Below are 21836 nucleotides of genomic sequence, written 5' to 3'. Positions count from 1 at the left end.
CGCCGGTTGGTGCGGCCGCCAATAGCGAGGTTTTCCCAATGTCAGAACATGTCTACAAGCTGATCGAAGTCGCAGGTTCATCCACCATCGGTTATGACGATGCCATCCAGAAAGCGGTTACCAAGGCTGCTGCATCACTGGAAAATCTCGACTGGTTCGAAGTCAAGGAAATGCGCGGCCACATCCAGGATGGCAAGGTCGCGCACTTCCAGGTTGTCGTCAAAATCGGCTTCCGGCTCGATTAACAAAGCCCCCGCAATAACAACTGCAGCAACACAGCTGCGGCAATTCAGCCGTGCCGGGATAACCGGCACCGCACCCTGTCCATGATCGCCTGCTCGCCCCTTGGGCGTCGCCGTCAAGCGACCACTAATTCACTGTTTTTGTTATGTTTTCATATTGCGGACGCTGAGGCGTCTCCCAAAAGAGACAGATTTATTCTTCAACGGTAACCCAAAAGCTACAGTGGCACCGTCAGCCAGGCACTGAACGAAATAACCATTTGTTTTTAAACATATAAATTAAAATGGCACGACTCTTGATATCAGAGACACCAATAAGGGCAGCATCAGCCCTGATCTAATCTGACAAGGAGTTCAACCGTGAAAGAATCTGTCCTGCTGCTGTGCGGCATTATTGTTGCCGCTGCAACCCTTGGCGCCGCCAATGAAGCTATGAAGCCGGGCCCGGTTCAACCGGTGGATATTGAATCCCGAATTCCCGCACCTGCACTGCCAACACAGCCTGCCGAGGCGCTCTCAACCCACTCTTACCTGGGTGATGCCCCGACGCGCCAAGGCGACGACACGGCACATATAGCTCTGCCGCCACGCACAAGCTTTCCCATCGACGATCATGGCGAAGCCAGCCCAATTCCAGACAACCTCGCCTGAGCCGGCGCAGATAATGAATAGGGCAGACCCCGCTGTCTAAGCACTGACACTCGCAAAACGCCACCCACTGTCGCCATATTGATACACCTCAAGTTATTGATAATTAATAAATTAAAGATAAACACTAAGCATATGTCTGCATATAGAGTCATCAATTCAGGTATGTATCGAGGGTCAGGCTCAACAGGCGCAGCAAAAATCCGAAATTAAAATTTTAACTAATTGTTTTTATTACATTTATTAAGCTACGGCATGTATATTGTATTACCGCTTCACTTCACCGACAGGGAAAGCCTGAATGATAATTTCCTCCACAATTAAGGCCGGCACCCTGACATTACTGGCGCTCTGGCTGCCGTTAAGCCCCGCCGCAGCCACCGAAAGAATGCCTGCAGGCCTCCCCCGGATTTCCATGCCAGCGTTCTACCAGCTTGATCGCAATGCCGATGGCAAGCTGAGCTTTATCGAAGCACGCCAGCACAAAACCCTCGCTCTGGTATTTTATCGCATGGATCTGAATCTGGATGGTTACCTTAGCCCGCAGGAGCTGGACTCGGTACGCGTATAAAGAGACCTGCGCCAAGGGTACCAACCCCTGACTGCACCCTCTGCGCTTAACGGCAGATTTCATTTGATAGATAATAACTACTCATCCAGTCTTCGGAACCGCCCCATGACCCCGACACATCGCTGGCGCGCCGGTTCACTCAGACAGTTGATCCTGCTGGCGTTTTTGCTGGTCGTCACACCTTTGGGCATACTCCTGCTGCAGGCCAGCAACGAGCTTGTCGAACAGGCACGCCAGGGCCGCGAAGAAGCGCGCCTGTCGCTGGATATCAGCCAGCGCAACCTGCAGCTCAATGTGCTGGCCGAGGATATACTGCGTTCGGCGCGCCAGTACGCCATCTTGCAGCGCAGTGAATTACGCGAACGCCAGCAGGAGCAGATCGGCCATTACCGCAATCAACTGGATATTCAGAGCTTTCTGCTTAACGGCAATCCGGTTATACCCTCATTGCAGGATACGCTGAGCCTGATCGAACAGGCACAGGATGGTGAAATCGGCCTGCCACTGCTGGAGCAGCTAGCATTATTGACCGGCGAGCTTATCAGCGAAAGCAACCTCCAGCTGGAGCAGCGACTCGCTGAGCTGGACAGCCAGGCCCGCGCCACACAGCAGGCGCTCTGGCTACTGGCAGCCATTCTGATTGCCCTCTCGGCGCTGCTGATGCTGTTCTTCAGCCTGCGCATCAGTCGCCCGGTCAGCCAGCTGATTGGACGCATCCGCGCCCTGGGTCATGGCCAGCCCCAGAAAACCAAACCGCTGCGCGGGCCGCGCGAACTGGTCGACCTGAACGCCCAGCTCGACTGGCTGGGCGATCATCTAAACGAACTCGAAGAGGAAAAGCAGCGCTTTCTGCGCCATATTTCACATGAGCTTAAGACGCCACTGTCCACGCTGCGCGAAGGTTCAGACCTGATGGCAGAGGAAGTTGCAGGCCCGCTCACGGACAACCAACGCGAGATTATTGAGCTGATTCAACGCAACAGCTTCGAACTGCAAACCCTGATTGAGCAATTGCTGGACTACAATCGCCTGCAGCAGCCCGGGCCGCTGGATGTGCGCAACACCAGCCTGGACAGTTGCCTTAATGCAGCCCTGCATCCGCACAAGCTGATGCTGGAACAAAAACAAATTCTACTGGAACGGCCGGAGAAAGACGTCAAATGGCCTACCGACAAGGCCATGTTGCATCGAATTCTCAGCAATTTGATCTCAAATGCGATTTACTACGGGGATGAGAAGGGAGAACTCAGTGTCTGCTATCAGATACAGGACGGCCAGATGCATATTGATATAGGCAACATAGGGCCAACCATTCCGGCCGTCGAAATTGAACAGATTTTCAAACCTTTTTTCCAGGGTATAAATCGGCGTCGAGGCCCCCTCAAGGGTTCAGGCATTGGCCTGAGCGTTGCGCATGACGCCGCCGTCGCTCTGGGTGCCACACTATCCCTTGCCCATAATGCCGATCACAAAGTGGTGTTCAGAATCATGTTACCCGCGGTGAATGACAGCCATGCCTCGTAATCTGCTGGCCGCACCCTTTTTGTTGAGTCTCCTCGGTTGCCAGATACCCGAGGCCTTGGAGCCAATAACCAGTAACTCGGGCCCCGCCTGCTACGTCAGTAATGATGCCCTGGCAGATCTGCTGCAACAGCAGCAGCGCTACCTGACGCAGACTGACCTGACTCGCAAACAGCAATTGGCCGAGGCCACTCGAAGCAACGACAAGGCGCTCGAAGCACTGCTGCTCACCAGTCCCATGGCCAGTGCCGAACAATTCAGCCAGGGTCGCAGCCTGCTAGCCAGCCTGCCGCTTTATCCCAGCGCTGATTGCACTGCAGACCGCTACATGGATGTTCACAAAAGCCAGCTGGAAGTACGCCAGCAACAAAAAGTCCTGATACAGCAGCAGAATGTCCAGCTGGAACAACAGAATGCCCAGATACAACAACAGAGCTCCCAGATCGCTGAATTAACTCGCAAGATAGAAGCGCTCACAGATCTGGAACAAGAGATCACGCGACAACGCAAGGATTTATGATCATGAACAGAACCCCACACCTCCTGCTAGTCGATGACGACAGCGCACTGCTAATGCTGCTCAAAATGCGCCTGCAGGCACTGGACTACCGGATAAGCACCGCTGAAAGCGGCCAGGAAGCGCTGCAGCTGCTGTCCGGCGATACTGTGGATCTGATCATTACCGACCTGCGCATGGACCATATGGACGGCATGGCGCTGTTTGAACAGGTGCAGCGTCGACGGCCCGATCTGCCTGTCATCATCATGACCGCCCACGGCTCGATTCCAGAAGCCGTATCTGCAACCCAGCGTGGCGTCCATGCTTTTCTGACCAAGCCCATTGACCGCGACCAGCTGCTGGATACAGTCCGTGCAGCGCTCAAGTCCAGCGCACGGCGTCAGGATCAGGAATGGCGTGCCGGCATCATTGGCGCCAGCCCCGCCATAGAATCCCTGCTGCTGCAGGCTCAGCGTGTCGCAGAGTCCGACGTCAGCCTGCTGATTACCGGTGCCAGCGGCAGTGGCAAGGAGTGCTTTGCCAAGGCCATCCACAAGGCCAGCCGCCGCGCCAACAAGGCCTTCGTCGCCATCAACTGCGGCGCTCTGCCAGAGCAACTGCTGGAATCCGAGCTATTTGGTCATAACAAGGGCGCCTTTACCGGCGCCATTACCCAGCATCGGGGACTGTTTCAGGCGGCGCACGGCGGCACTTTATTTCTGGACGAAATTGGCGACATGCCCCAGCCGCTGCAGGTAAAACTGCTGCGGGCGCTGCAGGAGCGCACCGTTCGCGCTGTGGGCTCTACCGAAAGCGTGCCCATTGATGTGCGCATCATTTCCGCCACGCACCGCAATCTGGAACAGGCGATAGAGGCGCAGGAGTTCAGGGAAGACCTTTACTATCGCCTCAACGTCGTCAATCTGGACTTGCCAGCCCTGCGCGAGCGCCCGGAAGATATACCACTGTTGGCGCGACACTTCCTGAGCAAGGCATCTGATCGCCACAACCCCAAGGTACGCGGCATTTCACCCGGCGCCATTCACCTGCTGGCTCAGGCCGCCTGGCCCGGTAATGTGCGGCAGCTGGAAAACGTGCTCGAGCAGGTCGTCGCGCTCAGCAACAGCCCCATTGTGTCCGAAGGGCTGGTCTCCCAGGCGCTGGCTAATCAGGAACGCGTTGTACCCTCGTTCAACGAGGCCCGGGCCGATTTTGAACGCCGTTACCTCATCAAGGTTCTGCGTATCACTGAAGGCAATGTAACCCACGCAGCACGCATTGCGCAGCGCAACCGTACCGACTTCTACAAGCTGCTGAATCGCCACAGCCTGGAAGCCAGCGACTTCAAGCCAGGCGATATGAGCAACCGGGCGGACAGCCGCGACAGCGCCCGGGTTTCCACTCGCAAGATCAGCTAGAGCATTTTCACGAAACACTTATCTGTCGAGGTTGCTTTGAGTACTTCCTTACTTCGAGGCGCCCGGCTGTGGGTCGAGGCAAGATGAAAGTGCTCTAGTTACCTACGGTCACTGAAACATCAGAGCGGCTCTTGCTTCCCCCTTATGAAGCCGGCGAGCACTGTGGTCATGCGGCGAATTGGCCCGAAGGGGCGCAACAGGGACTGTTGCGCCTCCGATGAGGTACATGGATGTGCCTTCAGCGGAGCCCGCCGCAGGGGCTCAGAGCGCAGCGAAAAGGCTTCATCGGGGGCTGTACGTATCAACCACATAGGCGCCTTTCTTTGGTTACTTTCTTTGCGCGTGCAAAGAAAGTAACACGACCAGGAGGTCGTAACAGGGAGCATCAGAAAGTCACCGTAGCCGGTTGTAATACGGACTCTTTCGAAGGATGCCCTCCTGTTCAATGACCAAAACCAAGTAGCTTGAGTCTTGTCGGACGGCCTCCAAGAGAATTTTCACGAAACACTTATCTGTCGAGGTTGCTTTGAGTACTTCCTTACTTCGAGGTGCCCTGATATGGATCGAGGCAAGATGAACACCCTGTGAAACGGTTCTAGTACATTATAAATTTTGGTGTGCGGACCAGGTTCAGAATACTGAACCTTAAAACAGAGAAAGCGTGCAGCAAAAACCGCACAGCCTCTATCAATCCCGGCCAATAGGCGCCGTAACCGCGCCGGTCAGCGCTATCAGATCCGTGGCCGCCATTTCGATTTCCAGCCCGCGACGACCCGCGCTTGTGTAAATGCTGGGAAATGTCAGGGCACTGCTATCCAGCACCGTTGGCAGGCGTTTTTTCTGCCCCAGCGGACTGATTCCGCCGAGCACGTAGCCGCTGGTGCGTTCCGCATCAGGGGCTTCAGCCATAGTCACTTTTTTGCAGCCCAGCGCCGCGGCTACTGCCTTTAGATCCAGCAGGCCGGATACCGGCACCACCGCAACCGCCAGACGGCGACCGTCACCATTAAGTGCCACCAGCAAGGTTTTGAATACCCGCAGCGGTGACTGGCCCAATGCATCCGCCGCTTCCAGCCCATAGGATGGCGCCGCTGGATCGTGGGCATACTCATGAATCTGGAAACTGACTTTGGCCTTTTTCGCCGCATTGATCGCCGGTGTCATGACGCTTTCCGCTACAGTAGAAGCTAACGCACCAATATATCAGCAATATCAATTACATCCAGTACCGTACCCTGACCCGTGGCGACTCTCACAACGCGATCTTCCAGTAACAACAGTTCGGTACCGGCATCATAGCCCCGCAACCTCTGGTTAAGATCAGCGGGCAGACGCTGCGCATGGCGGATCAGATCCGGCTCCAGCACTTCACCCCGGGTGACCTTTTTTTGCCAGCCTGGGGGCAGCTCTCCGCCACGATCGAGCTTTTTCTGCAAGCCAGATGGCAAGGTCTTGTGCTTGCCCTGGCCATCATCAGAGTTGCCCTCAAAGCCGGCATCGCCGGTGCTCAAGTACTGGCGGATATGATCCCGGTCCTGGCTTACCAAAGGCGCAAGCAGGAGCATGTCCTGGCCATTACGGGCACTGCCCGCTGTGCCATGTGCTTCCAGGCTGTTTGCATCGACACGCTCGTGCTTATTCCCTGCAGCTTTATCCGATTTTTTCTCACCTTGGTTGCCGTTCTTTTTGTCATGCTTTTTATCGTATTGCTTGCCGTCTTCAGGCTCCGGCTTTTGCGAGAAAGCCGCTCCTGAGAAGGATAGGGAAAACGCGGCCACTAAAAGAGCCACAGGTACTACTGACTTGATTCGCATCATTTGTTCATCCGTGTGAATTTTGAGCCTTCCAGCGTAAGGTTGTACATCAATCCCTTGTTGGAAAATATAAAGCCGATAATGGGCGACTGCAGCGTATTGGAGTCGATAGTGCCACCGGCGCCTATATCCGCAATGGCAACACTGCCATCGACGCCAGCCTCCCAGCCATCGCCGCGGCGAAAGCGATTCAGGGCGTCCTGCGTCATAAACAAAATCACCTGACTCTTGATCTGCGCACCCAACTGAAACCCGATGGAGGCCGCGGCTGTACTGTAATAATCGACCGTAACGCCGGATACCCGGAGCGCACCTTCACCGTACTCACCGCCAATGCCAACACCCGCCTTGTAAACCTCTGGGAACACCAGCACACCGGCGGCACGCTCAGCCAACTCTCGCCCGGCGCTGCTGTGCTGATAGAACCGCTGCATGGCTTCAGTCGCCTTGGCATCGATTTCCTGGCTCGATGCGGCCTGGGCCGGCAGTGCTAGCATCAGCCACAGCAACGGTATAAACAGAACCTGAAGTTTCATGATTTTTCTCCCCTGTGCTGTCGACGCAGTGGTTCGACCACCGCCTCCAGCCCGTTGAGTTTGATTTCGTACAACATGCGCAACAGGTTGCCGAGCTCGCCGCCGGGAAAGCCCTGCCGAGCGAACCACACCATATAAGGCTCAGGCAGATCCAGCAAAACCCGCCCCTTGTATTTGCCAAATGGCATTTTCATATTGGCAATTTTTACCAGCTGTTGCGGATCAAGATTCATAGTACTCCTGTGGCTCTGCGCATCTGTGTCAATTATAGCCGTAGTGCAAAATCCGCTGTCGAGGGCAGCTTCAAAGTCCGCGTCCTGATCAACCCTCTACAGGGTTACGCCTGTGGTGGGCCATCTGGATCAGTGATACCGGCATCGATAGTGGTTAAGACAATATTGGTTCTGGTAGCGTCAGCCTATACTGTCGGCACAGGAGGGTCACCCCATGCATAGCTACACGCCCATCAACTGTGAAGTACACGACGGATTTGAGCTCGCGTGCATGCGCCGGCTGCGCTATGAGGTGCACTGGCGCGATGCCGATGGCACTTTCATGCAGGATCGGATCGAATTTGTCGACCTTGAATACCCCAGAGGGGAAGAATATCTTATCGCCCTATCCAGTCACGGCGAGCCGCTGCGTATCCGTCTTGATCGCATTATAAGCAAGCTACCCTACTGAAACACGTCCAAGGAGCAACGATGCCTTACCTGTCCGACCTGCATATCTATCCCATTAAATCGACCGCAGGTCTGCGCCTTGAGCGCGCTTTCGTGGAACGCGCAGGGCTCGCCTTCGATCGGCGCTTTGTACTGGCCGACAGCCACGGCCGTTTTCTCACCGCCCGCAAGCACCCGGCCCTTTTGCGCGTGCGCGCCACGCTTTGGGCTGATGGCCTGATTCTGAGCGCAGAGGGCTGCCCTGATCTGCATTTGAGCTACAACCAGTTTTCAACCCGCTACCAGCCCGTTCAGGTCTGGGACGATGAGGTACAGGGCCAGCAGTGCAGCGAGGCGGCGGATCGCTGGTTCAGCGACTACCTCGGTTTGCCCTGCCAGCTGCTCTACTTCGGTGCAGCATCAAGGCGCGTAACCGCACTCAACCCCGAGGCCCCTGTGGCCTTTGCAGACGGCTATCCGCTGTTGCTGATTGGCCAGGGTTCACTGCAAGATCTTTCCAGGCGCTGCGAGACACCGCTCAGTATGGGTCAGTTTCGCCCCAATCTCGTCATCGCCGACAGCGAGCCCTATGCAGAAGACCACTGGAAGCGCATCCGCATTGGCAGCCTGGAGCTGGAGTTCGTCAAACCCTGCTCTCGCTGCCTGATGGTCAATCTGGACACCCAAACCGCGCTTGCCAACCCGCAGCAGCAACCGCTGCGCACCCTGGCCAAATATCGCCGTGGCGAAAAGGGCCAGGTGTTGTTCGGCCAGAATCTGGTACCGCAGAACGAAGCTGTACTGGAAGTGGGCATGGAGGTCGAAATACTGGAACTTTGGACGCCTCATTAAGCACTCTGGCGGGAGGCATTCGGGGCCGGCACCGACGGGCGGCTCCAGATGTACAAGAGTCCACAGAGAATGGACACACCGGTCAGTGCCTTGAGGCGCCAGTCAAAATCACGAAACAGCATGGGATAGCTGACCAGTACCAGCATCATGGTCGTAGACAGGCACTTGATGCGCAGCGGAATGACGCCATGGGCTTCCCAGTCACGAATCAGCGGCCCGAACAGGCGCTGATTCAGCAGCCACTGGTGCAGCCGCTCGGAACTGCGTGAAAAGCAGAAGGCCGCCAGAATGACAAAGGGCGTGGTCGGCAGCAGTGGCAACACAACACCGATGGCACCGAGCAGCAGTGCCAGCATCCCGGCTACCAGATAAAATCCCCGCACCACGCCTGGCCGCATCCACCCCTCCTGACAGGCAAGCATTGCCCGTCCTGCCCGATTTCTGTTATTCCAGTAACGGCCACTGCAATGCACAGGCCCGGATTCAAGTTACCTCATCATGCCCATCGGCGGCACACAGAGCAACCGCCCCGCTACCTCTCTCAGCTGCCTTACCAGCAGGCGACGCCCGCCATCACTGGTTGCGGCGATGGCTTCCCAGCTGTGGCGCTGCAGCAGCTTGCGCACCAGCAAACACTGCGCCTGTGGGCTAAGACCCGCCCGCTGCCAGTACTCAGGCCCTGCGCTGCAAAGCGTCCACAACACCGGCTCGCAGCTTTCAAAAGCGCGTTTGTGCACAGCGAAAGCATTGAGCTCTGCGCGTTCGTCATCCGCCAGCTCCACGTCAGTACTGGGCAACAGCGCTACCACGAGATCGGCCTCCAGCTGCCTCAACTGTGCCGGCAACTGATGCAGCAGACGGGTCCGCAGTCGCTGACGTGCCGCACGAATCAGCCCAGCCCCCGCCACGCTGACCGGCTGCGCCAGGATGCCGGCGAAGGTTCCCCCCACTGGATCCCTGGTGATGCCCAGGCGGATGGCCTCGTAGCCATTGTGACGCCAGAAGCCCAGCAAATCCTGGCTGATGCCAAAACAGGTGCCAAGGTAGTCGACGGCACCCTCGCCATCCTGATTTTGCGCCCAGCTAGCCAGCTCAGCCAGCAGTGCACTGGCAATGCCGCGACGTTCCAGCGCCGGATGGGTCGCGATGCGCATCACCCTTAAGCAACGCAACGGCGCCGCCGCCAGCAGGCCTTCCTGGCCAATCAGTGCCTGGGGGATCAGATGTCCTGCCGGGCGCCGGTAGCCGTCGTGAATCGCCGCGGCAAGATCTGCTGGCAAGTCGCCTTCTTCAACGACCAGCAAGGCCCCCACCAGTTGCCCTTCTGCACAGGCAACCCAGACGGAAAGATTGGGACTGTCCAGCAGGATGCGCAGGTCGCCAGGCGTGGTGCGATAATGCGCCAGCACCAGCAAGCCAAACAACTGTTCAAGCAACGCCGACTGCTGCAGCAGCTGATCGCGATCCAGGCGCCTATATTCCAGCGCTGCCGTCGTCAAATGGCGCACCGCTGAAGGCTCAGCGGGCTCGGCATCCAGTAGTAGCATCCGAAACGACAGCGCCTCCAGCGGATCATTCGCGCCCCAGCGCACGGGTTCTGTCATGCTCAGCGCCCGCCAGCCCGGCGCCCGACGCTCTAGCTCACGCCTAAAGCGCACCGCAAAGCCGCGCCCGGTGCCTTCATATCCATGTACCGTAGAGGCAAACAAGATGCGATCAAAACGCGCCAGCAGACCGCTGAGCACCGGTGCCGGAATGGCAGCGGCTTCATCCACCAGCAGCAACTCAGCCTGGACGCACAGTGTGGAATCCGCCTGCAACAGCCGCTCGGGTGCCAGATAGCGTACCGAACCCCGTACATGACTGTAACAGCCCGCCTTGAACTCACCGCCCGGCAATTGCGCCTGCACGCGCTCAAAAAGCGCATCCAGCGCACTTAATGACGGAGCCGTGACCAGAATGTCACCGCCGTGCTGCTCAAGCCAGCCCGCTGCCGCCAGCCCCAGGGCCGCACTTTTGCCACGCCCGCGATCCGCCGTCAGCACCAGCGGTACGGCATCGTTCAGCGCCTGCAGGATCTCGGCCACAGCCTGTTGCTGATCCCGACTGCGAAATGGCGCTACACAATGGCTCAAAGGAAGGATTTCAGAGGAAGCGCTCGCCTGCAGGGCACGCAGCCTGGCAGAGAGCTTATGAATAGACAAAAAATGCCTCGCAGGCAGTTCCTGGGGGGCATCTTGTAGTAGAGACAGAACCTGACGGTCTGCCTGCAGCACCCGTATCAGGTGCGTTAAAAAGCGGTTCCCTACGTCAGTGGACTCATAGGGCAAGGTCGTCAGATTCTGGTGTTCAGGGTCATCAAACCGGCACCAGTGCGCGGCCGCAGGCGTCAGCAAAAACAGCACGCCACCTGCCCGCAGGGTACCGACACTCTGACCAAAAGCATTGGGGTTGAAACCCGCGTAAGCATCAAGCACCACGGCATCGGTTTCGCGCCCCAGCCAGCGCTGCACCCGAGGCGCCGGGACTGCCTCGAAAGGCGCAGGCGCCTCCTGGCCAATCCACAGCACCTGCTGCGCACCGGTGGCCGCCAGCAGTACAGCGGCCTGTTGCTGTGTCCAGAGTGCATCACCCTGCAGCCATACCAGCTGGCGCCAGCGCGCACTGGCGCTGACATCTGGCGGGGATTGCAGCAATTCGGACATCAAGGGCTCCGGCAAACAGGGGACTGAAGCGCCGGCAGTCTTTGGCCGCCTGGCGCGGGTCCCATAGTGTACCGATTTTACCTCCGTATCGCTGCCAGCCAGTGGTCAGAAGTCGGCTTCAGAGACCAGCGCGCAGACGCTTTGCCGCCGCCACCATGTTCTCCAGGCTAGGCCCGACCTCTTCCCAGCCACGGGTCTTGAGGCCGCAGTCGGGGTTGACCCACAGACGCTCGGCTGGAATGCGTTCGGCGGCCTTTTTCATCAGCGCTTCCATCTGCGCCACCTCAGGCACATTGGGGCTGTGAATGTCGTAAACACCAGGCCCGATCTCGCTGGGGTATTCGAAGTCGATAAAGGCATCCAGCAGCGTCATGTTGGATCGGCTGGTTTCGATGGTAATCACGTCCGCATCCATGGCCGCAATTGCCTCGATAATGCCGTTGAACTCCGAATAGCACATATGGGTGTGGATCTGGGTTTCGGGCGCCACACCACAGGCCGAAACACGAAAGGCATAGACGGCCCAGTCGAGGTAGTGATCCCACTCGCTGCGCTTTAGGGGCAAGCCTTCCCGAATGGCGGGCTCATCGATTTGAATAGCGGCGATACCAGCGGATTCAAGCTCGCAGACTTCGTCGCGCAGTGCCAGTGCCACCTGCAGGCAGGTTTGCTGACGCGGCTGATCGTCCCGCACAAAAGCCCACTGCAGCATGGTCACGGGCCCTGTTAGCATGCCCTTGACCGGCTTGGCGGTCAGCGACTGGGCGTAACGGCTCCACTGCACCGTCATGGCGGCATCGCGGTAAACATCACCGTAAATGACCGGTGGTTTGACGCAGCGTGAGCCGTAGGATTGCACCCAGCCGTTCTGGCTGACGGCGTAGCCCTGCAGTAATTCACCGAAGTACTCGACCATGTCGTTGCGCTCGGCTTCACCGTGCACCAGCATGTCCAGCCCGCACGTCTCCTGACGCACAATGCAGTCGGCGATCTCGGCCTGCATCTGGGCCACATAGAGCGACTCGGTCAGCTCGCCGCGTCTGTAGCTGGCGCGGGTCTGACGAATTTTCGATGTTTGCGGGAAAGAACCTATGGTCGTGGTGGGAAAGGCCGGCAGCTGCAGGCGTTCGCGCTGGCGTGGCGCCCGCTGTGCATATTCAAGACCCCGCTCGCCATCCTTGAGCGAGAGTCGCTGACAACGCTGCTTGACACTCTCACGATGCACCCGCTCAGAGCTGCGTCGCCCCGCCAGGGCCAGAGCGTTATCCGCCAGTGCCGCCGCAACATTACCGCCATTGAGTGACGCTTCCAGCAGCTGCAACTCTTCGAGTTTTTGCACTGCATAGGCCATCCAGTTACTCAGCTGTGCATCAAAGGCCGTCTCCTGGGCCAAATCCACAGGTACATGCTGTAACGAACAGGAACTAGCCAGCCAGAGTCGATCACCCAGCTGCTCAGATACTGACTTCAGCTCGTTCAGCCGTGCCGACAGATCGGTTTTCCAGATATTGCGTCCATCCACCACCCCCAGCGACAGCACCTGGTCATCACCCAGTTCGGCCAGTACACGGCGATACTCAAGCCCGCCACGCACCGCATCCAGATGAAAACCCTGCACTGGCAGCGACAATGCCAGATTCAGATTATCTCCCAGGTTGCCAAAGTAGGTCGTCAGCAACAGCCGCAATGGCGTACCAGAGAGAACCTGATAAGCCTGTTGCAGCGCCTGCTGCCAGTTCGGTTCCAGCTCCTGGATCAGAACAGGCTCATCGATTTGGAGCCATTCCACGCCCTGTTTTGCCAGCACGTCAAAGAGTTCGCCGTAGGCCTGCAGCAATGCGGGCAGCAGCTGCAGACGATCAAAGCTCTCGCCTGCGGATTTGGCCAGCCAGAGGTAGGTCACAGGCCCGATCAGCACCGGCTTGACATCAAAGCCACCGGCCCTGGCTTCGGCAATTTCCGCCAGCAGCTTGTCAGGCGACAAGGTAAAACGCTGCTGCGCCTCGAGCTCCGGCACCAGATAGTGGTAGTTGGTATCGAACCACTTGGTCATTTCACAGGCACGTACCGCCGTACCCGACGGCGCCCGGCCGCGGGCCATGCGAAAGGCCGTATCAAAGGCATCGCTTGATCCATCCTGAAAACGCGCCGGAATCACACCCAGCAGGCAGGAATGGTCCAGCACCTGGTCATAGAGTGAGAAGTCGTTCACGGTCACCCGCGCCTGACCCGCCTGCTGCTGCTGCGACCAGTTCTGCTGGCGAATGCGACTGCCAATCTGCAATAGTTGCTCACGCGTGCTGTTGCCATTCCAGTAGGCTTCCAGGGCAAACTTGAGTTCGCGCTGAGCACCAATGCGTGGAAAACCGAGTGTATGAGTGGTTGCCATTGAATTCATCCCTTAATGCAGCCGTTGAAGTGGCAGCCATTATGACGAAGCATGACAATTAGTTAAATTGATGTATTTTTCAATTTTATTGAATTAAATTCATGATGACATTTTCAAAGGAATCAAAATCCGACCCTGCTCTACTGACCCCAGCGCCGGTGCGACTGATTTAGATAGGCCAGTTCCTGCTCCGTTGAGACCCGTTCAAGGGCAACATTGCGGTGGGGAAAGCGCCCAAAACGCAGGATCAACTCACGGTGCTGATGGGCAAAATCCAGCGCATTATCAATCAGGCTGCGATGCGCACCATTGAGACTCTGGCGCAGTGACTCCAGCTGAGCCACATGCAGATCCTGTGCTTCCAGCGACTCTGCATGCTCCAGGGGCATATAGAAAAACAGCCTTTCGGTGGTTTCCAGCGCAAGGTCGTGCCCCAGGGCTATACCCTGACGGCAGTTCTGCAGCGCCCTGGCGTCACCGCCAAAGGCATCGGGCGTGCCGCGGTAAATGCTGCGACTGAACTGATCAAGCAGCAGAATCAGCCCCAGTCGCCCGCGCGGGTTGCTGCTCCAGGCGTCAAGTTCGCCCCGCATGGCGCGGCGCACCAGAGCGCCAAAGAGCTCATCCAGCTGGCGATCATCCTCTTCACGCCCCTCCCACCAGAGCCGCTGTTTCGATTCACAGGCAACGCCATTTTGCAGCGGCCCGAACCAGAACAGCAGCACCTCTTCGATCGTCTCCGTCATGACCTACTCCATCTGATTGCCACAGCCAGTGTGCTGGACTCAAAAGTATAGCGGGGCCCGGGGCAAGCAGCCGGACTTCCAGCCTTGCTGCGATACTTTCCCCCCACTCTGATCTGTTCTACAGTGGTCGCGGCGCTTAGCGCCCTTCAATCTGCTCAGTAACCTTGACTGTTTGTAACCTAGTCCGTAAGCAAAAAGGGGAGCCCCACCGATGCAACGACTGCTACTGATTGTGACCGTAGCGCTGGCCATTACCGCCGCCTGGCTGTTTCTTGCACCGCAGGACGCTACTGAGCCCACCGAAGTCGTTATCAGCGATCAGGAGCGTCAACAGGCCCAATCCCATATAGAGCAGCTCACCGCCAATGCCGACCAGCCGATAGATATAGGCCGCGCCAACAGCTTTGTCAGCGCCAATCAGCTATTGCTGCTGCCTGAAAGCCAGGTGCTGTCGGACAATGTCGAACTGGAAATGGAACTCAATGCAGACCTGATTGATGCCGCAGCAGCGACGGCCTATGCCGTAGACATGCGCCCGTCCATCAAGCGCGCTGATGCCAGGAGCCCGCAGCAGGCACTCTCCAGCGGCACCCTGCCCCAACTGGCAGGACAAGTCACGCTGCAGGAATTGCTCAGCAATCCGGAGCTCGCCAACGGCAAGATTTTTTATATCCATGCGGTGAATGAACTGGATAAGGAAGGGCTCTGGGGCATTCTTAACAACGGCCTGATCACCTCCTTTGCGCAAGGTCTGGAACTCCCCCAGGCGGGCGGATCCATCCAGGTTGCCATTCCCCAGGATGCCGACGAACGCCTGCAAGACAGCCGCAGCTCCTTTCTGGGCAAGGTGCTAGATGACAAGGTCCGCGAAACCTATATCTACAATTATGAGCAGGGCTTGGTGGGGCTAAATCCGGACCTGATACATCCGGGCCAGCAACTGGTGGTGGTGACCTTCACCGAAGACGAGCTGGTGCAGATCTATCATCATTTCATGTCAGAGGGCCGCTAAGGAGTTCCTCGAAACTATCCGCATCACAGCCGCAGTAAGACAGCGGCAGCCCTTGGACCACCGCTGTTCCCGCCGCTTAGCCTCAGTTGGCGCGCACGAACGCTATCAGCGTATCGATTGTGCCAAACTGGCCACGCTGCATTATCATGGCACGGCCGAGCTTGAGCACCTGACTCTCGGCCAGAGCACGCTGCTGCGGATCTTCAATTGATTCCAGATCGGCCACATGAGCCAGCCCCAGGGTACGGCGAATCATCTCGGTACCCGCATAACCGATGCTGTCGGCCAGCAGATCAGCCAGGTAAGCCTCGCGATAGAGCGCCAGATTCAGCGACGGATCCTGGGTTTTCTCCACCATCAGCGCATCAAAACGACTGGCAAAGGTATTCCAGAAACCGGCGATGGTTTCCAGCAGCCAGTCCTGATAGGCACTGCGCTCGGCATCTGAGCCCGGCAGCTGTGCCTGACCGGCATAATTCAGCAACAGATTGCCCAGCAGGCTGCCGACATCAAAGCCGATAGGGCCAAAGTAGGCGAATTCCGGATCTATCACCTTGGTGCCCTCGGCACAGGCAAACACGGACCCTGAATGCAGGTCCCCGTGCAGCAGGGCCTCGGCGCAGGTCAAAAAGCGATGTTTGAGCCTCGCCACTTCCAGCTTCAGGGGCGCGTCCTGCCACAGGGCTTCGGCCTCGTCCCACAATAACGGATTGATATTGTTGCGCTCGTGATCGCAGTACGGATCCCAGAAGAAAAGGTCTTCGGTAATTTTGCATAGATCCGGGTTGATAAAGCGCCCCACCAGTTCTTTCTTGCGGTGCGCATCCAGATACAGATCCGAAGTATGGAACAAAGTCTCCGCCGCAAAGCGCCCCAGATGTTCGGCCAGCAACGGCAAGCGGGTTCTAGCGATCAGGGCATGACGCAGGTTTTCATGGGCGCCTATGTCTTCCATCACTATGGCAAAACGCTCGGTATCAAAATGATACAACCGAGGTACCAGGTCGGGGCAGAACTCCGCTTCCTGCTGCAGTGCTTCGGCTTCGATGCGGATACGATCCTGGGACAGCGGCCAGCCCTCACCGATGATGCGGATATAGTGCAGTGCCTGCTTGATAATTACGCTGGTACCTTCGTCGGAATAGACGCGGTACACAAAATTGATATTGCCGTCGCCGATCTCTTCGACACCCAGCTTGGCTCCTGCCGGAAACACGCCGGAATTATCCCGCGCAAAGGCAATTACTTCGGCGTCGCTGGAAAACTTGCAGTCGGTCATGGTCTCTGCCCGTCAAATACAGTGTAAAAGCGCCTATTCTGGCAAAAACGCCGGCGATTTGCTTACAGCAATTTCATCTATTTTCATCGCAGCCACTTTGCTATCGTATCGCACTCCTCTAGACAGCCAGTTGTGACTCGCCATGAAAGACCTTATTTCCACCAGTTTGAAATACCAGCAGGGGCAGCTCTGGGTACTGGATCAGCACCAGCTGCCGGACCAGGAAAACTGGCTGGAATGCACCTCGGTGGAGGCCATGGTGGACATGATCCGCAAGCTGCAGATTCGCGGAGCCCCCCTGATCGGTATAGGCGCCAGCCTGCTGCTGGCACACCTGGCCGAACAGGGCTGCGATACTCCAGCGCTTGAAAAGGCCGCAGCGACCCTGCGCGATGCCCGCCCCACGGCGGTAAACCTGATGAACTGCATGGACCGCATGCTGGCGGCACTGGTGCAGCAAGGTGCCAGTGCATTGACCGGCTGCGCCGAGGGCATCTTCGAGGAGGATATACAGCTGTGCCTGAACATGGCCCGCAACGGTGCCGCCCTGATTGCCCCTGGCGCTCGCATCCTGACCCATTGTAATACCGGCAGTCTGGCCACCGCCGGTGTCGGTACCGCCATAGGCGTCATCGGAGAAGCCCACCGCCAGGGCAAGGGCATTCATGTCTACGTGGATGAAACCCGACCGCTGTTACAGGGCGGCCGGCTGACCTGCTGGGAAATGCGCCAGTTGCAGGTACCCTACACCCTGATCTGCGACAGCATGGCCGCCATGCTTATGGCCCAGGGAAAGATAGACTGCATTCTGGTGGGCTCAGATCGTATTGCCGCCAACGGCGACTTTGCCAACAAGGTGGGCACCTACTCACTGGCGGTCAACGCCCAGTATCACCAGGTGCCGTTTTACGTCGTTGCGCCCTACACCACGGTTGACCCTCAGTGCCCGGACGGCAGCCAGATTCCCATCGAGCAGCGCGCCGCGGCTGAAGTTCAGGGCGTTAGCGGCAGCTTTGGCAAGGTGCGCTGGAGTCCGGAAGATGCCCCGGTATACAACCCGGCTTTTGATGTGACGCCGGCCAAACTGGTCACCGGCTGGATTCTGGATACCGAGGTACTGTCGCCACAGCAGATTGAGGCCGGCGCCCTCAGCCGCCTCTCCGTAGTACCAGCTCGCCTGTGAACGAACCCCAGCAGCTGTAAACAAAGCCCGACCGGCGCTGCAGCCGGTCGGGCTTCTCCCAGTGACTATGCCAGGTGCTCTTCGCGCAATACCCCCTGTTTCCCAACAGCCTGCTCCTCAGCAGCACTGCTGCCTGGCACATTGTGTGCTCACCTCCTTGCCCTCTGTCGCCAAAAGAAAACATCCTAAGTCACTGAATTAGTTATATTTATTGAATCAAGACAAGATAATGTCTCCAATAAGTAACAGTTATTGCAGCCATTCTCTCGCCATAAGCTCCAATTCGACACAAGGGCAGCAATATTTTTATTTAACTACTTGTTATATATGGTGTTTGTTTTTCTGGCACGGATATCGCCCAAGGCACTGCGAGACTTATCAGAAGGAGAGGAGATGTCCATGAACAGACTGACCACACACAACCTAAGCATGACTCTGGCTGCAGCCCTGATTGCCGCATCCACCAGCCTGCATGCCGACCCGGTGCAAGAACTGTTTAATGATCTGGATGCGGACAAGGATGGCAAAATCAGCTGGCAGGAATCCATCACCTTTGCTGACCTGAAAAACTATTTCAGCTCACTCGATGCCAACCAGGACGGTTACCTGACACCCATAGAGTTTGGCGTTACGCCTCGGGCCCAAAGCTAACGGGCAAAACTCCGAAGCCGGGTCCTCCTGTGTGGAAGGCCACTATGATGCAGAGTGAGATTGGGCAGCACTGGGAAAAGGCGAACTAAAAATCGATTGAATCCACCCAGAGTTGCTCTTCGGGATCCAGATACAGCTGCTCGTGTAGTTTCATGGCCCAGTCTTCGCGGCCGATAAAGCTATCCAGCAACGCAATGGCCAGAACCCGGGTCGCCGGTGTCTGGCTCCACACGGCCCTGGTGAGGCAGCGCCAGTGATGCGGGTCGCGTTTTTTGGGGTGGATAATCTGGTGCATGCAGGCTTCACACAGCATGACGCAGTGTTCGAAATTGGCCTGCGCCTCCATCGGAGGCACTTCGAATACCTTGAGCCTGACGCCCTGGCGGTCACACAGCTCGCAATGAGCGCCACAGCGTCGTACCAGATCCTTGCCAAAGACCGACAGCCCGTGCTGCCGCTCATGATACCTCTCCTGTCCGCGGGACATCACCGTATCCCCTCTGTGAAAAAGTCTGCTTCAATAATAGACCAGCCAGGAGTTAGTTGCGCGGCGTCACGGGGGCTACCTCAAACCCTAATATTCCTCAGCACAGGCAAACTGCCGACTAGAATCCCTTCGCCGACGAGGTGCTGCGCCTGGGATCAGCGCCGCCATAAAAGGTGCCATCCGCGCCCACCATAATGCTCTGGATAGCGCCCATGGCGGCCTGCTGCGACACCTTGTGCCCCAACCCTTCAAGCAATTTCACGGTATCCGGGCTGATCCCCTCCTCCACCCGAATTTCATCCGGCAGCCACTGATGATGCACCCGCGGCGCACTCACCGCCGCCTGGATATTGAGGTTGTGGTCAATCACGTTCATCAGAACCTGCAGTGTGGTGGTAATGATGCGCGACCCGCCGGGGCTGCCAGTCACCAGGAAGTTCTTGCCATCCTTCTGCACTATGGTGGGTGACATGGAGCTGAGCATGCGTTTGCCAGGTTCAACCTTGTTTGCCTCGCCCCCCAGCAGTCCGTAAGCATTGGCTACACCGGGCTTGGCGCTGAAGTCATCCATCTCGTTGTTCAGCAAAAAGCCGGCGCCATCGACCACTATGTGCGAGCCATAACTGAAATTGATGGTGTAGGTGTTGGACACGGCATTGCCAAACTTGTCGACCACCGAAAAGTGTGTGGTCTCGTTGCTCTCGTAGGGCACCGGATTGCCAGGCTTGAGGCTGGCGCTGTCGGTGGCTTTGTTCGGATCAATACCGGCACGCAGCTCGGCGGCGTATTCCTTAGAAGTAAGTCCGGCCACCGGCACCTTGACGAAATCCGTATCGCCCAGATATTCGGAACGATCGGCGTAGGCTCGTTTCATGGATTCGGCCATCAGGTGAATGGTCGCCGCGGAGTTATGTCCCTTCTCTGCGATGGGATAGGCTTCCAGCATGTTGAGAATCTGCACTACATGGGTGCCGCCGGAGCTCGGTGGGCTCATGGAGTAGACGTCATAACCGCGGTAGCTGCCATGCACCGGCTGGCGAATCGCGGGCGCATAATTTTTCAGATCGTCAAGGCTGATCAGACCACCGCCACGCTGCATCTGCGCCACTATAAGATCGGCGGTCTCGCCTTCGTAAAAACCTTTTACACCCTGGGCCGCAATGCGCTTGAGCGTGGCCGCCAGGTCCTTCTGCACAAAGACTTCGCCGGGCTCGTAGAAACTGCCATCGGGCTTGAAAAACACCTTGGCGCTGGAGTCAAACTTGCCCAGCGTCTCGGCACTGGCCTTAATGCCGTCACTGAATCGCGACGGTATAACGAAACCCTCTTCCGCCAGTCGGATCGCCGGTGCCAGTGCATCGGCCAGTGACAGAGTGCCGTATTTCTCCAGCGCCAGCGCCAGACCCGCTACTGTCCCTGGCACACCGGCCGCTTTGTGGGAGTATCGACTCAGTTCGCTGTCGGCATTGCCGTCCTTGTCCAGGAACATGTCCCGCGTGGCTCCAGCGGGCGCCTTTTCGCGGTAATCGATCGCCACGACTTCGCCGGCTGTCTCCGAGGACACCAGCATAAAGCCGCCACCGCCAATATTGCCCGAGCGCGGCTGCGTGACCGCCAGCGCAAAGGCTGCCGTGACGGCGGCATCAATGGCGTTGCCGCCATTTTCAAGCACCTTCAGGGCTTCGTCGGTGGCCAGGTAATGACTCGTAACGACCATGCCATTGCGGGCATCGACCGGTACGCTGCGATCCCCCTCCAGAATAGCTGCAGCCTGAACGGCAGTCGGCATCAGCCACACTGAGGCACCGAGCAGCAGGGAAGCCAGGGCTATTCTGCCCTGAGTTAGGGACATTGAGTTTGTTAATCTGATGGGAAGCTGCATATGAACATCCTTGAATGACTACTGTTCTGCGGGTCCGCATCCACGGACAGCCCACAGTGTAGTCACAAGGTCGCACGAGCGGCAACGCCAGGGACGTTTTCAGTCAATCGAAACGGGTTCAGGCCCTGTAACCACCAGCAGCATCCGCGAAGGCTACCGGTGGCTGCCGGCTACTCAGGCGGGCTGATAATCAGTCAAACTTGGGGAACTGTTCTGCAATGCTCGAACCGGTAAAGTTCGCCACCCAGCCAGCCGGATCATTGAACAGGCGAATGGCGCAAAAGCGCGGCTCAGGCCCCATGTCGAACCAGTGGGTAGTATTGGCCGGCACTGAAATCAGGTCGTCCTTGCAGCACAGCACCTGATAGACCTTGGCATCGACGTGCAGATAGAACATGCCCTCACCAGCCACGAAGAAACGTACTTCGTCTTCGCTGTGGGTATGTTCGGCCAGAAATTTCTGCCTGAACTCGGCCTTTTGCGGATGATCCGCTGACATATTCACCACATCCACGGTGATATAGCCGGCACTGCGCTTGAGGTCATCAATCTGGCGACTATAGGCAGCGATAATTTCGTCGCCGCTCATCTGCGGGCTAACGTCGCAGGCTGCCTGCCAGCGCTCGAAATTGACGCCGATACCCGCCAATATCTCGCTGATGCGCTCGCCCTGTTCGCTTTGCAACAGCACCTGCTGCGGATTGTTATCGGCATAGACCGTTATGGCACTCATGGTGTT

The 21836-nt window shown here is 57.5% G+C and carries 23 protein-coding genes; 11 read left to right on the top strand and 12 right to left on the bottom strand.

The genetic code is table 11. From position 1 onward, the window contains the following. Positions 1-38: 38 nt before the first annotated feature. The 6 genes from MPRO_RS17375 (at position 39) to MPRO_RS17355 (ending at position 4899) form a co-directional block, all read left to right on the top strand. A complete protein-coding gene (locus MPRO_RS17375) occupies positions 39-245 on the top strand; it encodes a dodecin (RefSeq protein ID WP_067295762.1) in 207 nt (68 codons plus the stop codon). 357 nt (positions 246-602) lie between these two features. Further along, a complete protein-coding gene (locus MPRO_RS17370; protein ID WP_067295759.1) occupies positions 603-893 on the top strand; it encodes a hypothetical protein in 291 nt (96 codons plus the stop codon). Positions 894-1191: 298 nt separating this feature from the next. After that, positions 1192-1461, top strand: a complete 270-nt coding sequence (locus MPRO_RS25910; RefSeq protein WP_158651858.1) for a hypothetical protein — start codon at positions 1192-1194, stop codon at positions 1459-1461. Between the two features lie 105 nt (positions 1462-1566). Then, positions 1567-2985 carry a sensor histidine kinase gene (locus tag MPRO_RS17365; RefSeq protein ID WP_067295755.1) on the top strand — a complete coding sequence of 473 codons (1419 nt, stop codon included), beginning with the start codon at positions 1567-1569 and terminating at the stop codon, positions 2983-2985. Further along, positions 2975-3502: a hypothetical protein gene (locus MPRO_RS17360; protein WP_067295752.1), complete on the top strand. Its 528-nt coding sequence runs from the start codon at positions 2975-2977 to the stop codon at positions 3500-3502. The genes MPRO_RS17365 and MPRO_RS17360 overlap by 11 nt, the downstream gene beginning before the upstream one ends. Beyond that, the gene (locus MPRO_RS17355; RefSeq protein ID WP_082708943.1) at positions 3499-4899 is read left to right on the top strand and encodes a sigma 54-interacting transcriptional regulator; all 1401 of its coding nucleotides are present in this window, start codon (positions 3499-3501) and stop codon (positions 4897-4899) included. The genes MPRO_RS17360 and MPRO_RS17355 overlap by 4 nt, the downstream gene beginning before the upstream one ends. 687 nt (positions 4900-5586) lie before the next feature. Here MPRO_RS17355 and ybaK read toward each other — a convergent pair. Genes ybaK through MPRO_RS17335 form a run of 4 tightly spaced genes read right to left on the bottom strand, consistent with a single transcriptional unit; the run spans position 5587 to position 7482 of the window. After that, complete coding sequence (gene ybaK / locus MPRO_RS17350; protein ID WP_067295746.1) at positions 5587-6063, bottom strand: Cys-tRNA(Pro) deacylase; 477 nt, start codon at positions 6061-6063, stop codon at positions 5587-5589. Positions 6064-6086: 23 nt separating this feature from the next. Then, positions 6087-6716 carry a hypothetical protein gene (locus MPRO_RS17345; protein WP_067295742.1) on the bottom strand — a complete coding sequence of 210 codons (630 nt, stop codon included), beginning with the start codon at positions 6714-6716 and terminating at the stop codon, positions 6087-6089. Continuing rightward, positions 6713-7249, bottom strand: a complete 537-nt coding sequence (locus MPRO_RS17340; RefSeq protein ID WP_067295739.1) for a BPSL1445 family SYLF domain-containing lipoprotein — start codon at positions 7247-7249, stop codon at positions 6713-6715. Before MPRO_RS17340 ends, MPRO_RS17345 begins: the two co-directional genes overlap by 4 nt. Next, positions 7246-7482 (bottom strand): DUF3820 family protein, encoded by a 237-nt coding sequence (locus tag MPRO_RS17335; protein WP_067295735.1) that lies wholly within the window; start codon positions 7480-7482, stop codon positions 7246-7248. The genes MPRO_RS17340 and MPRO_RS17335 overlap by 4 nt, the downstream gene beginning before the upstream one ends. Positions 7483-7696: 214 nt before the next feature. Here MPRO_RS17335 and MPRO_RS17330 point away from each other — a divergent pair, with 214 nt between their 5' ends. Further along, positions 7697-7933 (top strand): Rho-binding antiterminator, encoded by a 237-nt coding sequence (locus MPRO_RS17330; RefSeq protein ID WP_067295732.1) that lies wholly within the window; start codon positions 7697-7699, stop codon positions 7931-7933. A 20-nt stretch (positions 7934-7953) separates the two neighbouring features. Then, entirely contained in the window at positions 7954-8763 is an 810-nt protein-coding gene (locus MPRO_RS17325) for an MOSC domain-containing protein (RefSeq protein WP_067295729.1), read from the top strand. Here MPRO_RS17325 and MPRO_RS17320 read toward each other — a convergent pair. From MPRO_RS17320 to MPRO_RS17305, 4 genes are all read right to left on the bottom strand, one after another. Beyond that, a complete protein-coding gene (locus MPRO_RS17320; RefSeq protein WP_245635125.1) occupies positions 8760-9185 on the bottom strand; it encodes a YbaN family protein in 426 nt (141 codons plus the stop codon). The genes MPRO_RS17325 and MPRO_RS17320 overlap by 4 nt on opposite strands. Positions 9186-9251: 66 nt before the next feature. After that, positions 9252-11468, bottom strand: a complete 2217-nt coding sequence (locus MPRO_RS17315) for a tRNA(Met) cytidine acetyltransferase TmcA (RefSeq protein ID WP_067295722.1) — start codon at positions 11466-11468, stop codon at positions 9252-9254. A gap of 118 nt (positions 11469-11586) precedes the next feature. Beyond that, positions 11587-13857 (bottom strand): 5-methyltetrahydropteroyltriglutamate--homocysteine S-methyltransferase, encoded by a 2271-nt coding sequence (gene metE, locus MPRO_RS17310; RefSeq protein ID WP_067295718.1) that lies wholly within the window; start codon positions 13855-13857, stop codon positions 11587-11589. Positions 13858-13997: 140 nt separating this feature from the next. Further along, positions 13998-14603, bottom strand: a complete 606-nt coding sequence (locus tag MPRO_RS17305) for a DUF924 family protein (protein WP_067295715.1) — start codon at positions 14601-14603, stop codon at positions 13998-14000. Between the two features lie 211 nt (positions 14604-14814). Here MPRO_RS17305 and MPRO_RS17300 point away from each other — a divergent pair, with 211 nt between their 5' ends. Further along, positions 14815-15615, top strand: a complete 801-nt coding sequence (locus tag MPRO_RS17300) for a hypothetical protein (RefSeq protein WP_067295713.1) — start codon at positions 14815-14817, stop codon at positions 15613-15615. An 82-nt stretch (positions 15616-15697) separates the two neighbouring features. Here the strand turns inward: MPRO_RS17300 and mtnK are convergent, their stop codons facing one another. Next, positions 15698-16894, bottom strand: a complete 1197-nt coding sequence (gene mtnK / locus MPRO_RS17295; RefSeq protein WP_067295710.1) for an S-methyl-5-thioribose kinase — start codon at positions 16892-16894, stop codon at positions 15698-15700. A 142-nt stretch (positions 16895-17036) separates the two neighbouring features. Between mtnK and mtnA the strand changes: the two genes are divergently transcribed. Then, complete coding sequence (gene mtnA / locus MPRO_RS17290; RefSeq protein WP_067295706.1) at positions 17037-18077, top strand: S-methyl-5-thioribose-1-phosphate isomerase; 1041 nt, start codon at positions 17037-17039, stop codon at positions 18075-18077. A gap of 399 nt (positions 18078-18476) precedes the next feature. Next, on the top strand, positions 18477-18728 hold the full coding sequence (locus MPRO_RS17285) for an EF-hand domain-containing protein (RefSeq protein ID WP_102136329.1): 252 nt from the start codon (positions 18477-18479) through the stop codon (positions 18726-18728). Between the two features lie 85 nt (positions 18729-18813). Here the strand turns inward: MPRO_RS17285 and MPRO_RS17280 are convergent, their stop codons facing one another. The 3 genes from MPRO_RS17280 to MPRO_RS17270 all read right to left on the bottom strand — a co-directional run bounded on the left by MPRO_RS17280 (position 18814) and on the right by MPRO_RS17270 (position 21830). Next, positions 18814-19215 carry a phnA protein gene (locus MPRO_RS17280; RefSeq protein WP_067295697.1) on the bottom strand — a complete coding sequence of 134 codons (402 nt, stop codon included), beginning with the start codon at positions 19213-19215 and terminating at the stop codon, positions 18814-18816. Between the two features lie 118 nt (positions 19216-19333). Then, a complete protein-coding gene (gene ggt, locus MPRO_RS17275; RefSeq protein WP_245635124.1) occupies positions 19334-21067 on the bottom strand; it encodes a gamma-glutamyltransferase in 1734 nt (577 codons plus the stop codon). 220 nt (positions 21068-21287) lie between these two features. Continuing rightward, entirely contained in the window at positions 21288-21830 is a 543-nt protein-coding gene (locus MPRO_RS17270; RefSeq protein ID WP_067295693.1) for a 1,2-dihydroxy-3-keto-5-methylthiopentene dioxygenase, read from the bottom strand. Between the last annotated feature and the right edge of the window lie 6 nt (positions 21831-21836).

The sequence above is a fragment of the Marinobacterium profundum genome (assembly GCF_001528745.1).
Classification (GTDB): Bacteria; Pseudomonadota; Gammaproteobacteria; order Pseudomonadales; family Balneatricaceae; genus Marinobacterium_A; species Marinobacterium_A profundum.
Note: the sequence above shows the minus strand (reverse complement) of the source record. Positions and strands in the feature narration are given on the sequence as shown.